Annotated in this window: 14 protein-coding genes and 1 pseudogene; all 15 read left to right on the top strand. The window is 40.2% G+C overall.

What is annotated here, in order from left to right; translation table 11 throughout:
- Positions 1-161: 161 nt before the first annotated feature.
- Positions 162-347 (top strand): annotated as a pseudogene (locus tag AC623_RS22320) (GntR family transcriptional regulator); the annotation flags it as partial.
- Positions 348-869 carry a GntR family transcriptional regulator gene (locus AC623_RS11555; protein ID WP_231603619.1) on the top strand — a complete coding sequence of 174 codons (522 nt, stop codon included), beginning with the start codon at positions 348-350 and terminating at the stop codon, positions 867-869.
- Between the two features lie 19 nt (positions 870-888).
- Complete coding sequence (locus tag AC623_RS11550; protein ID WP_049662598.1) at positions 889-2055, top strand: LLM class flavin-dependent oxidoreductase; 1167 nt, start codon at positions 889-891, stop codon at positions 2053-2055.
- On the top strand, positions 2039-2617 hold the full coding sequence (locus tag AC623_RS11545; protein WP_049662597.1) for an amino acid synthesis family protein: 579 nt from the start codon (positions 2039-2041) through the stop codon (positions 2615-2617). Before AC623_RS11550 ends, AC623_RS11545 begins: the two co-directional genes overlap by 17 nt.
- Entirely contained in the window at positions 2617-3423 is an 807-nt protein-coding gene (locus AC623_RS11540) for an alpha/beta fold hydrolase (RefSeq protein WP_049662595.1), read from the top strand. The genes AC623_RS11545 and AC623_RS11540 overlap by 1 nt, the downstream gene beginning before the upstream one ends.
- A gap of 12 nt (positions 3424-3435) precedes the next feature.
- Complete coding sequence (locus AC623_RS11535; protein WP_049662594.1) at positions 3436-4935, top strand: aldehyde dehydrogenase; 1500 nt, start codon at positions 3436-3438, stop codon at positions 4933-4935.
- 55 nt (positions 4936-4990) lie between these two features.
- Positions 4991-5551 carry an NADPH-dependent FMN reductase gene (locus AC623_RS11530; RefSeq protein WP_049662592.1) on the top strand — a complete coding sequence of 187 codons (561 nt, stop codon included), beginning with the start codon at positions 4991-4993 and terminating at the stop codon, positions 5549-5551.
- Entirely contained in the window at positions 5532-5972 is a 441-nt protein-coding gene (locus tag AC623_RS11525; protein ID WP_053104133.1) for a riboflavin kinase, read from the top strand. Before AC623_RS11530 ends, AC623_RS11525 begins: the two co-directional genes overlap by 20 nt.
- A gap of 46 nt (positions 5973-6018) precedes the next feature.
- Positions 6019-6312: a hypothetical protein gene (locus AC623_RS11520; RefSeq protein ID WP_049662590.1), complete on the top strand. Its 294-nt coding sequence runs from the start codon at positions 6019-6021 to the stop codon at positions 6310-6312.
- Between the two features lie 37 nt (positions 6313-6349).
- The gene (locus tag AC623_RS11515; RefSeq protein WP_049662588.1) at positions 6350-7792 is read left to right on the top strand and encodes an aldehyde dehydrogenase family protein; all 1443 of its coding nucleotides are present in this window, start codon (positions 6350-6352) and stop codon (positions 7790-7792) included.
- A 12-nt stretch (positions 7793-7804) separates the two neighbouring features.
- Complete coding sequence (locus AC623_RS11510) at positions 7805-8062, top strand: YciI family protein (RefSeq protein WP_049662586.1); 258 nt, start codon at positions 7805-7807, stop codon at positions 8060-8062.
- A 249-nt stretch (positions 8063-8311) separates the two neighbouring features.
- Positions 8312-8977, top strand: a complete 666-nt coding sequence (locus AC623_RS11505) for a cysteine hydrolase family protein (RefSeq protein WP_049662584.1) — start codon at positions 8312-8314, stop codon at positions 8975-8977.
- 74 nt (positions 8978-9051) lie between these two features.
- Positions 9052-10446, top strand: a complete 1395-nt coding sequence (locus AC623_RS11500) for a purine-cytosine permease family protein (protein WP_049662581.1) — start codon at positions 9052-9054, stop codon at positions 10444-10446.
- A 688-nt stretch (positions 10447-11134) separates the two neighbouring features.
- Positions 11135-11812 (top strand): N-acetylmannosamine-6-phosphate 2-epimerase, encoded by a 678-nt coding sequence (locus AC623_RS11495; protein WP_049662579.1) that lies wholly within the window; start codon positions 11135-11137, stop codon positions 11810-11812.
- A gap of 65 nt (positions 11813-11877) precedes the next feature.
- The gene (locus tag AC623_RS11490) at positions 11878-12744 is read left to right on the top strand and encodes an N-acetylneuraminate lyase (RefSeq protein ID WP_049662578.1); all 867 of its coding nucleotides are present in this window, start codon (positions 11878-11880) and stop codon (positions 12742-12744) included.
- The last annotated feature ends 20 nt before the right edge of the window (positions 12745-12764 follow it).

Here is a 12764-nt window from a genome sequence, read left to right as displayed (position 1 = left end):
GTATTTTATTGGATAAATTATACTAAGCGTAATATCTTGTATGGTACATGGTAGCCTAAAAGGTATTTAAAAGACAATAATCCAATATTCTTGATCAGAGAAGGAATTATTGGAGAAAGGATTTATTTTAAATCCTGAAATGAATCATCGAATGTTCTACCATGGTACATGGTACAAACAAGGAGGGATTTCCCATTACTACTATTCTAACAACTAGTATTACTTCCCAAGTAACGAATGCAATACGTGAAGCCATCCTGAAAGGAGAATATGAGCCTGGAAGGAAATTATCAGAAGCTGCCTTGTCAGAACACTACAAGGTTAGCCGAACTCCGATCAGGGAGGCCTTGAAACAGTTAGAAAGAGAAGGGTTGGTTGAAATTATTCCTCGAGTCGGGACATGTGTAACAAAACCAACCGAGAAAGAATTGGATGAGTTATTTACATTAAAAGAAGTTTTGGAAGGCCTTGCTGCTGGTTTACTAGCAGAACGAGGAAGTGAAAAAGAGATTGACATCATTCGAAAAGCTGTAACTGATATGGAAAAAGCTATTCAGACATCCGATAATGACCTCTATGTTAAGGCCAATGATGCATTCCATGAAGCTATTTTAGATGGCGCAGATAACTCAAAGCTAAACTTTATGTTAAATATGCTGCTTAATCAAATTCCTTATACTCGCTATGTTTATTTAAGTATTGGTCTTCCTGACCGCCGTAAAAAATCATTAGCAGAGCACCAAGCAATTTTAAAAGCTATCGAAGATGGAAAGCGTGAGGAAGCAGAAAAAACTATGCGAGAACACGTAAGGTCGAGCGGAATGCGCTTAAAAGAGGCCATAGCCAAAAAGCTATACGAGGGAAAATAATTTTAGGGGGAACAAAATTATGAAATTCGGAATTTTCGCAAATCTTAGCGGGCCAGAACGGCACGAAGAATATTACAAAGTTCTTGATGAAGCTCGCGAGCAAGCTATTTACTGCGATGAAAATGGCTATGATTCTATTTGGTATACAGAGCATCATTTTGGACATGAAGGAAACGAATTAATTTCAAACCCTATTCTAATGGGAGCAGATATTGCTGCACGTACAAAGAGAATTCGGATTGGGCAAGCAGCTAATGTCATTACTTTCTGGCATCCTCTTCGTTTGGCAGAGGACATTGCAATGCTTGATCAGCTTAGCAAGGGTCGTGTAGAAGTGGGTTTGGCACGCGGATTATACGGCAGAGAAGCAGCTAACTTAAACACTTTAGCTGACCCGACAAATCAAGAGCAGAACCGCGCAGTGTTTGAAGAAACATTAGAAATATTAAAGAAAGCATGGGAAAATCGTTTCTTCGCTCATGAAGGAGAAATTTATCAGTTTCCTCCAAAAGGTCTGAAGTGGAATCATCCGATGAGTCCTGCTTCTCCTGAATTCATGGATATGGAAAAAGGTGAAATTAATAAAATTTCCTTAATGCCTAGACCATATCAAAAGCCAATGCCGCCGCTATGGCAGGTGATTGATTCACCCCGTTCCATTAAATGGGCTGCGGAAAATAACGTAAAAGGCATGTTCTGGATGCCGACTGTAAAAGAATTAAAAGAACGTTTCGAGCTATATCGTGAAACCGCTTCAAAAGCACGCGGTTATGAAGTGCCACTCGGCGAAGGTATTGCTCTGGTACGCGATGTCTACGTTGCCGAAACGATGGAACAAGCCCGTCAAGACGCAGCAGAGGCTGTGTTGAACAACTATCGTTGGATTTGCCACTGGAGAGGGCTTGGCAATTTAATGGATCCAGGAGAGCAAGTAAAAGAAGGTCAAGAATTAAACTATGACTTCCTGCATCCGAGAAACTTATTATTTGGTACGCCGGAATATGTAGCTGAAAAAATTCAAGAACTGAAAGAAGAATTGAATTTACAGGAATTGCTCTTGTGGGTAAATCACAATGGATTGCCTCACGACAAAATGATGAAGAGCTTGAAATTATTCACAGAAGAAGTTATGCCTAAATTTGCAAATGAAAATCAGGGGGTAAAAGTTCATGCTAGAAATTCGTAAAGTATACACAGCTATTGAAGAAACTCGCATTGAAGGCGGCAGAAAGCTAGAAACACCAATTAAGATGATTGCTGCCATGCTGGTGATGAAAAATCCATGGGCTGGCAAAGGTTTTGTGGAGAACTTAATGCCGGAGATTAACGAGTATGCGCCGGAAATTGGCGAGGTATTAGTAAAAGAATTGTTCAAGCACATTAATTCTGCAGATGATGTTGAAGCGTTTGGAAAAGCGGCAATTGTTGGGGTAGATGGAGAAGTAGAACATGCTTCTGCCTTCATCCATACATTAAAGTTTGGAAACAAGTTCCGGGATGCTGTCCAAGCAAAAAGCATATTACCTTTTACAAATAAGCGTAGTGGAGCAGGGTCGGCAGTCATCATTCCAATGGTTCATAAAAATGATGAATCGCAGCGTTCTCACTATATCACATTTGAAGCTTCTATTCCGGATGCACCGCGGGCAGATGAAATTGTAGTCGCGATTGGCGCTTCTACAGGCGGCCGTCCGTTCCCTAGAACAGGAAATCGCCATCAAGATATGGTTGAAATGGGGCTTGTTTAATGCCAATTGCAGTGTGTGATCAGGGAGTTATTCGTTATGAAGAAAAAGGAATGGGAGAACCGCTTATCCTTATTCATGGTGTCGGCTTAGATCATACAATGTGGGAAAAACAAGTGGAGGGCTTATCAAAGCACTTTCGTGTAATTGTCTATGATATGGTCGGGCATGGAGGATCTGAGCATCCTCCTGCTCCCTATACACTTTCTCAATTTGTAGAACAGTTAGCTGGATTAATGAATCATCTAAAAATCGGGAAAAGTCATGTTGTCGGCTTTTCAATGGGCGGAATGGTTGCGCAGGCTTTTGCATTAAAATATCAAGAGAAAATGAAAACGCTGACAATTATGAGTGCCGTAGCGAATCGAACAGCAGAACAAAGAAAAGCTATCCTTCTAAGAGTGGAAGAGGTAAAGAAAACAGGAGCGGCATCGACAATTGAGCCGGCGATCCAGCGGTGGTTTAACAAAGAATTTATGAAGAAAGAAAAAGCGATAGTCGATCGTATCCGAAAGAGGCTTGAAACCAATGATCCATCTTCCTACTTAGCAGCCTATACACTATTTGCTACAGCAGATGAAGCGTTATGGCCTAGCCTTAAGCAAATTAGCCAGCCGACGCTTATCCTCACAGGAGAACATGATATTGGTTCAAACCCAGCAATGGCAAAGCAAATGCATCATGAAATTGCACATTCAGAGGTTTTAATTGTACCGGGGATGAAACATATGCTGCCGATAGAAGGAGCGGATACTGTAAATAAAGCAATTAGATTTTTTATTGAAAAACAAGCAATTCCAGCAAAGTGAGGAGGGGACAGGATGACAGAGTCAGTTCAAACAAAGCTAAAAAAATACAATATGTATATAAATGGTGAATGGGTAGGATCAACGAGCGGAGAATATTTTCCTAGTTATAATCCAGCTACAGGTGAACCTTGGTGCTATGTGGCAAAGGGAACGGCGGAAGATGTAGACTTTGCTGTCAAAGCAGCCCATCAAGCATTTTTAAATTCAGAGTGGTCAACAATGACGTACACAGAAAGGGGGCGTCTTGTTCGAAGGCTTGGTGAACTCATTGCTGAACGTGTAGAAGAGCTAGCGCAATTCGAAACGCTGGATAATGGGAAATTAATCCGTGAAATGCGCGGTCAGTTAAAGTACCTCCCTGAATTCTTCTATTACTACGCAGGACTAGCAGACAAAATTCACGGAGAAACACTGCCGATTGATAAAAAAGATATGTTTGTGTTCACTTCAAGGGAACCGCTCGGAGTTGTTGCTGCTATTACACCTTGGAATTCACCTCTTTATTTAACAACCCTTAAACTAGCACCTGCCCTTGTCGCAGGGAATACGATTGTGATTAAACCTTCGGAAATGACATCAGCCTCCTTATTAGAATTAGTTAAGCTTGTTGAAGAAGCTGGTTTTCCACCTGGAGTTGTTAACGTTGTGACTGGTTTCGGTATGCCGGTTGGTGATTCATTAACATCACATCCACTTGTGAGACGTGTGGCTTTTACTGGTGGAGCAGAATCGGCTCGCCATGTAGTCCGCAATTCAGCAGAAAACTTTGCAAAAGTAACGCTTGAACTTGGAGGGAAATCTCCAAATATTGTCTTTGATGATGCAGACCCAGATAACGCAGCTATGGGAATTATTGCTGGGATTTTTGGGGCATCCGGTCAAAGCTGCGTCGCTGGTTCACGGGCATTTTTACATGTGGACATCTACGATAAAGTGATGGAAAGACTCATTGATCGTGTGTCTAAAATTAAAGTCGGTGACCCGCTTCAGGATGAAACAGAAATGGGGCCTCTTGCCACGCAAGCACAATTAGAACGTGTAGAACGGTATGTAGCTATTGGACTAGAGAATGGAGGGAAAATAGCTTATGGAGGCAAAAAACCGGAACATTTAACGAAGGGATGGTATTTTGAACCAACTATTTTCGAACATACAGATCACGCATCTCGTATTACAAAAGAAGAAATTTTTGGACCGGTATTAAGTGTCATTCCATTTAAAAGTGAGGAAGAGGTTATTCAACTGGCCAACAGTACGGACTATGGTTTGGCAGCTGGCATATGGGTGAAGGACATAGCGAAGGCTCATCGTGTAGCGAAGGCTGTTCGGGCAGGAATTGTTTGGGTGAACACATATCGGAGTATCTCTCCAATTGCACCTATTGGAGGTTCGGGACTCAGCGGTTATGGCAGAGAAAGCGGCTATGAGGCCATTCACGAATATACACAGAGTAAAGTTGTTTGGATCAATACATCATCTGAACCAATGCCAGATCCATTTATCATGCGGTAACAGAGCATAGATGACCGAAAAGACATCAGAGATTGACCAAAGGGAGGAGATTTCAATGAAGTTATTAGGAATTTCAGGAACAATTACAGGATCAAAAACAAAGACAGTAATCAAGAAATTATTAGAAGAAGTAAAAAACAATTATCCGGAAATCGAGGTAGAACTGCTTGATTTAAAAGATTATAAGGTTGAGTTCTGTGATGGTCGCGATCCTTCGTCTTATAGTGGAGATACGAAGAAAGTGATCGATTTAGTGTCCTCCGCTGACTTTTACATTATTGGTACACCGATTTTCCAAGGTTCCTTGACTGGGGCGCTGAAAAATTTGTTTGATTTAGTTCCTCCTAAAGTTTTTCGCAATAAGGTAATTGGGTTCGCTGCTACAGGAGGCACATATCAGCACTATTTAGTCATTGAGAACCAATTGAAACCAATCGCCGGTTACTTCAGGTCATACGTTACACCGGGCTCTGTCTATGTGCAACACGACCATTTTAACGCTCAGGGAGAACTAGTCGATGAACATGTTTTAGAACGAATCGCTAATTTAAGCAACGAGATTGTTTCCATGCAAAAGGCATTAAAGGGAAATCGGCATGAGTATCAGCACAGCTGAAAATGTAACCATGTCAAGAAATAAGGGAGAAACCGGTCGCGTTAAAAAGCTGATTGGCACTATGACAGGTAAAGTGGTTCGTGGAAATAAAATCGGCCGCACAATTGGTTTTCCAACGGCAAACTTATCAATTGACAAAGAAGATCTCTCTTTAGAAAAGGGCGTGTACGGTGTTCGTGTTTTTCATGACAATCATCTATACCTTGGAATAATGAATATTGGAACACGTCCAACAATTAACAGCAAGGATTTGAAAATCCATTATGAGGTGCATATTTTAAACTTTAGTCAAATGATTTATGATCAGATACTGACGATAGATGTGTGCTTCTTTATACGAAAAGAAACAAAATTTAACTCTTTAGATCAGCTCGTGGGACAAATAACAAGGGACATTGATTTTGTTCAAAAGAGATTTTAAGAACAAACCATTAGTCAATATGTTTTCCCTAGGTAGGAGGGTCATCATGAATCCAGCAGTAGAAGAGAGAATCCATCTAAATGATTTATCATTTATACGCTTGTGCTCTGAAAATTACGGAATTAACAAGGGGATTTACAATACGATTGACGCTTGGTTTTACAGACAAGGTGTAACGAATATTTTGGACCGCCGCAAAAATATTTTATTTTTTCTTGATTATTTACAGAGAAAAAACGGGGAATCAGGATCGAAACAAAAGTTTGGAACCGGGGGCTTGACTATAAATTTACAGGAGTATTTTTCCGGAACCTATTCAAAAACGGCCTCTAATTTCTAAGGTTAGTATGTTCATGAAAGGGAGGATTGGAAATAGCATGGCCCATGTAGATAGCGTAATGAGAAAATTTTTGTTGATTAACGGAAAGTGGGTAGACACAAAAGAATACGCTTCCTTGCGCTCGCCTTATTCGCAAGAAATTATTGCAGAGGTTCCTGTGGCTACAGAATTAGAGGTTGATCAAGCGATTGAAGCAGCATACAAAGCACGTAAAGTTATGGCGAAGCTGCCTGCCTACCAACGCGCGGAGATCTTAGAAAATCTCGTTCGGTTACTGGAAGAGCGAAGAGAAGAAGCGGCTGGAATTATTGCCCTAGAAGCAGCAAAACCCATGACAACAGCGAGAGGTGAAGTAGCCCGGACTATCGAAACGTATAAGTTTGCGGCGGAAGAAGCAAAGAGAATTCATGGTGAAACATTGCCGTTGGATGCTGCAAGTGGTGGTGTTAACAGACTTGCTTATACGATGCGCGAACCGGTAGGTGTCATTGGAGCTATTACTCCTTTTAACTTTCCTATGAATCTTGTTGCTCACAAGGTGGGGCCAGCAATTGCGAGCGGCAATACTATTGTTTTAAAGCCTGCTTCACAAACGCCGCTGTCTTCATTTTTTATTGCAGAACTTCTTCAGGAAGCCGGATTGCCAGAAGGAGCGCTTAATGTTATTACAGGGAGCGGAAGAATCGTAGGTGATAAAATTGTGACCGATGACAGGGTGAGTATGATTACATTTACAGGGAGCCCGGCAGTCGGTATTGGTATTAGAAATAAAGCAGGTTTGAAAAAAGTAACGTTAGAGCTTGGATCAAATGCGGCTGTAATTATCGACAAGGGAGTCGATGTGGATAAGATTATCTCCCGGTGTGTAACAGGAGCTTTTTCTTTCCAAGGCCAGGTTTGTATCTCCTTACAGAGAATCTACATTTACGAAGGATTGTATGATGAGTTTGTTGAAAAATTTGTTGCAGAAACAAACAGTTTAACATTAGGTGATCCGCTTGATGAAAAAACAGATGTATCGGCATTAATTACGCCTGGAGATGTTGACCGCACCTTGGAATGGATAAGAGAAGCTGAACAATCGGGAGTGAAAATAGCTGCAGGTGGAAAAGCAGAAGGCAATATGCTTTATCCTACTGTTCTCTTGGAAGCTCCGGCCGATTTAAAAGTATCTTGTCAGGAAGTATTTGCCCCAATTGTTTTAATCAATAAAGTAAAATCAGTTGAAGAAGCAATTGAGAAAGTGAATGACTCACGTTACGGACTGCAGGCAGGCGTATATACCAATGATATTCATACTGCCTTAGAGGCGGCGGATCATCTGCATGTTGGAGGAGTAATGATTAACGATATTCCAACATTTAGGGTTGATCATATGCCTTATGGGGGAGTGAAAGAAAGCGGAACTGGACGCGAAGGGCTAAAATACGCTGTGGAAGAAATGACAGAATTAAAGCTTGTTGTTTGGAACCGCAATTAGGGGGATGCGAAAATGGCTTATTATGCAGCCATGTTGTATATGATTGATCCTGTAAAGAATGAAAAGACTAGGCCGCTTCATATAGCCTATTTAGATGAATTGGATAAGCAGGGGAAAATCTATGCAAGAGGTCCTTTTTTGGACGGATCAGGAGGGCTTGTTGTGTACATTGCTGACACCTTTGAGGAAGCCTTTTCTTTAGCAGTGAGAGATCCGCATGTTGTTGGAAGAGCTCGGCGACTAGAGATAAAGGAATGGCACATTGTATAAAAGGTAACTGGATATTTGAATACAAACGAAGAAGAGATCTAAGCAATGGAATGACAAGGTGTGTGGGTAATTTTTCGATTATTCAGTTTAATGAGGATGCTACAAGTTAGCTTCCTATAGAGATTATTTTTCTTTTCGCAAATTCTGGCATGGTACATGGTAGAATTTAGGTCTTTCAGCATGATGCTTTGAGATAACCGAACGAAAGAAATAGGGAAAACAGGAGAGGCAAATTGGGAGTGAAGCAAAATGGATTTGAAAAAAACAGCTCTTTTATTGATTGATCTTCAAAAAGAAAGCGGTACCTCGGATGTTGTCGGGATGAGTGAAGTCGTTCAAAATGCCAGGACACTTATTGAAGCATGCCGCCAGCAGGGACTGCCTGTGATTTATACCCGCCATATTAGCAGGGCTGATGCCATTGGTCTTGCTAACAAAGAACCGGTCAATGAGCAGGGAGAACCCATCTATTATAACAACCAAACAAATACGATTGAAATTATTGATGAGATAAAGCCTCAAGCAAACGACATTGTTATCGATAAATACAGATATAGCGGTTTTTATGAATCAAGCCTTGATTTAATACTTAAGAGTTTAGGTGTTAAACATTTGATTGTTGGAGGAGTACTCACGGACTGTTGTGTGCTAGCTACAGTTTTAGATGCTTATTATCGGGATTATCAAGTTAATCTTGTTAAAGATATGTGTGGAACTACAACCTTAGGGGCCCATATGGCATCCATACTAATGATGGTCAACTGGATATATGACCTTAAAGTTTATGATGCGGAGCAGATGGTGGGCCAATTAAATGGAGAGGAGTTCCGCGGATGGGAATCATCCAGCCCGGATCAACTCCAGTTTTCACCGGATAATCTAAAAACAGTGTTTTCACGGCTCTCAGATAAGTAGTCTCATTTGGAATTTTCTAACTATGAACGATGAAAAGAAAGTACGTATGTATACTCAAAAAGGGGGGAATTCATTTGAAAGTAGAAACGCGGAGTATTGAATATGTCCCGGCAGATGAGCGGCATGGGAAAGCAAAAGATTTATTTCCAATATGGTTTGGGGCTAATATGAATATAACAACGCTCGTATCAGGATCGCTGCCTATTATGTTGGGACTTAACTTATTCTGGAGTGTGGCCGCTATCATTATCGGAGCGCTTGTCGGAGCAATTTTCATGGCATCTCACTCTGTACAAGGGCCTAAGCTGGGAATCCCGCAGATGATACAGAGCAGGGCCCAATTTGGGGTTATTGGCGCCATTATCCCTTTATTTCTTGTTATGTTTATATACTTGGGGTTTTTTGCAAGCAATACGCTGCTCGCTGCTCAAACGATTGGAGATATCCTTCCAATTGGCCAAACCTGGAATATCATCTTTATTGGTGCTGTCTGTTTTGTTGTAGCTCTCTACGGGTACGATTTAATTCATAAAGTACAAAAGTGGTTTTCAGCCGCTTCATTGGTCATATTCTTAATCATGACCTACATTGTTTTTAAACTGCCGGTACCTGCCGAGCAATGGCTGCCTTCTGAATTTGACTTGTCAGCATTTCTACTTTCCGTGAGTATCGCTGTTACTTGGCAATTGTCATACGCTCCATATGTTGCCGATTATTCCCGGTATCTTCCTAGTGATACACCTCCCTCAAAAACATTTTGGTACAGTTATTCGGGCACAGTCATCGGTGCTGTATGGATGATGGTATTAGGGGCAGTTTTAACAATAGCGATCCCGAACTTCTTTGATAATACAGGGGGGAATTTAGCTGCGCTGTACGGGAGCTTTGCCATTCTAATGTATATATTGATTATTTTCGGGCAGCTTGCAATCAATGTGTTCAACTTGTATGGAGCATTTATGTCTTCGATTACAACGATTGAGCCGTTTTTTAAATTTAGAGTAACTCCTAAAGTTCGCTTTATGTTTCTTCTTGCGATCACATTCATAGCAACTGGCTTATGTATTGTAGGCCAAGGTAACTTTTTAGAGTTTTTCTTGAACTTTATCTTTTTTATGAGTTACTTCCTGATTCCTTGGACATCTATTAACCTTGTGGATTATTATGTATTGCGCTCAGGTGAATATAGTGTTAAAGATATCTTTGATCTGAATGGGAAGTATGGGAAGGTCAATTGGATTGCAACATTTGCTTTTGTAGCCTCTATCATTGCCGAAATTCCTTTCGTCAATGCCTCCTTTTATATGGGGCCAATAGCCAAAATGCTAAATGGGGCTGATTTAGCTTGGGCGGTAGGACTTTTCTTACCGGCAGCACTTTATTATTTCCCAATGAAACGTAAGATGAATTACTCTATTACTGTCCCTGAAGCGAATGGATTAGCTATTAAAAAAGCAGAAGAAAGTTAAGGGTTTTTGCTAGACAGCATGAAACTTAATAACATGCTTATTGCGAGGGGCGAAGAACGGGTCTAGTGAACCTTTAGCAACAGACTTGTTAAGTACCCGGCTAATTCCAGAAGTACTTTAAGCTGAAGATAAAAAAGTAACCAAAACTCCTTCTTTTTTGAGAAGGGGTTTTTTGGTATGAGGGATTTTAGCCAGCCATTTGTATATGACATGAACAAGCCCATTGTGTAAGTTGACAGAATAGTGTTCGGAATTAAAACGTGTTAACAAATACACTAAGGTTTTATGAAGAGGAGTCAGCAACTAAGTTGATTGGCAAACCAGAAACTTCATTAGATTTTCGAATTTTGATTTCTCTAAACATCTTGCTCACTAGTAAATAAAGAAACATAGTAAGATATACTAGACTTTTATAAAATACATAATGTGCAAAATTCAAAAACATATTTAAAACTAAATCATTACTGTCTCCATAACGATCTCAAACCTGCTATTAAATCTATATCTACTCAATTTGCTTTTCATGATTGTTAATTGTCATTTTTAAAAATATTTTTGACAATTAAATATCAAGGTGATATATTTTGATTATGAAATCGTTTTCTTTCATGGTGCAAGGTAGGATATAACACACGCATAGAAACAAGGAAAAGAAATGAAACTATTGGCAATAAGGTAGGAGAGTAAAATGAATAGTTTAGACCGAATCAACAAGAAATTAATTGTATCCTGTCAAGCATTGGAGAATGAGCCGCTCCATAGTTCCTTTATTATGAGCAAAATGGCTTTAGCTGCAAAGCTTGGTGGAGCATCGGGAATTCGTGCTAACACGGTAGAAGATATAAAAGCTATTAAGCAAGAAGTGGATCTTCCGATTATTGGAATTATCAAAAGGGATCTTCCGAATAGCGAGGTTTATATTACCCCGACTTTAAAGGAAGTCGAAGAGCTTTATACGGAGGGGGTCGACATCATTGCCTTTGACGCGACAAAAGGGGCAAGACCTGGCGGACAAAGTGCTCAGGAGTTTTTCGCGGAAGCAAAAGCAAACTATCCAGACCAATTATTTATGGCCGATATATCTACACTTGAAGAGGCGGTAGCTGCTGAAAAAATGGGAGTGGACATTATAGCAACGACCATGGCGGGATATACTCCTTATTCTGAAGGGACCGTTCCATTGGAATTACTCAAACAAGTAGTCGCCCATGTTTCTGTTCCTGTCATTGCAGAAGGAAACATCGATACACCTGAAAAAGCAAAAGCAGCCCTGGACATGGGGGCACATGCAGTGGTTGTGGGAAGTGCCATTACTCGTCCAAAGTACATTACAGAAAAATTTACAAATGCAATAAGTGACTGCTAATGGCATCGGACAGAAGCGTCTAACTTATTCCAAAGTACTAATTAAAATAATTAGAAGGTGATGACATGAAAGGGATTTTTACAGCATTAATGTGTTCATTTGATGAGAAAGGACAAATTAACGAAAAAGGATTAAGAGAAATCGTTCGTTACAATATTGATCAGTCTAAAGTGGACGGTCTTTATGTAAATGGAAGTACAGGAGAAAATTTCTTAATTTCCACAGAGCAAAAAAAGCGAATATTTGAAATTGTAAAAGATGAAGCGAAAGAACAAGTAAAACTGATTGCCCAAGTAGGCTCTCTTAACATTGATGAGGCAGTAGAGCTTGCCCAATTTGTAACGGATTTAAAATACGACGCTATTTCAGCGGTTACCCCTTTTTATTATAAGTTTGATTTTGAAGAAATTAAGGATTACTACAATACCATCCTAGAAAACGTAGATAACCAAATGATCATTTACTCCATTCCAGCCTTGACGGGAGTCAGCATGAACTTAGATCAATTTGGCGAGCTCTTTGAAAATGAGAAAATTATCGGTGTGAAGTTTACTGCTCCAGACTTTTTCTTATTAGAGAGACTTCGCCACGCCTACCCTGAAAAGCTGATTTATTCTGGTTTTGATGAGATGCTTTTATCGGCAAGTGTCTTAAATGTAGATGGAGCCATCGGCAGCACATTCAATGTGAATGGACAGAGAGCCAAGCAGATCTTTGAATTAGCGCAGAAGGGTCAAATTGCCGAAGCACGAGAAATTCAAAAAGTAACGAATGATCTTATTTCCGCCATTCTAGAAAATGGGTTATATCAAACGATCAAAGAAATTTTAAAACTAAAAGGTGTAGACGCTGGTGTTTGCAGAAAGCCAATGAAAACTCTAACGGATGAAAAAATCGAAAAAGCAAAACAGATCGCGGAAAGATATCTGTAAGCACTCGGTAAGGGGGGATT

It is taken from the genome of Bacillus sp. FJAT-27231 (assembly GCF_001183975.1).
Classification (GTDB): Bacteria; Bacillota; Bacilli; order Bacillales; family Domibacillaceae; genus Pseudobacillus; species Pseudobacillus wudalianchiensis.
Note: the sequence above shows the minus strand (reverse complement) of the source record. Positions and strands in the feature narration are given on the sequence as shown.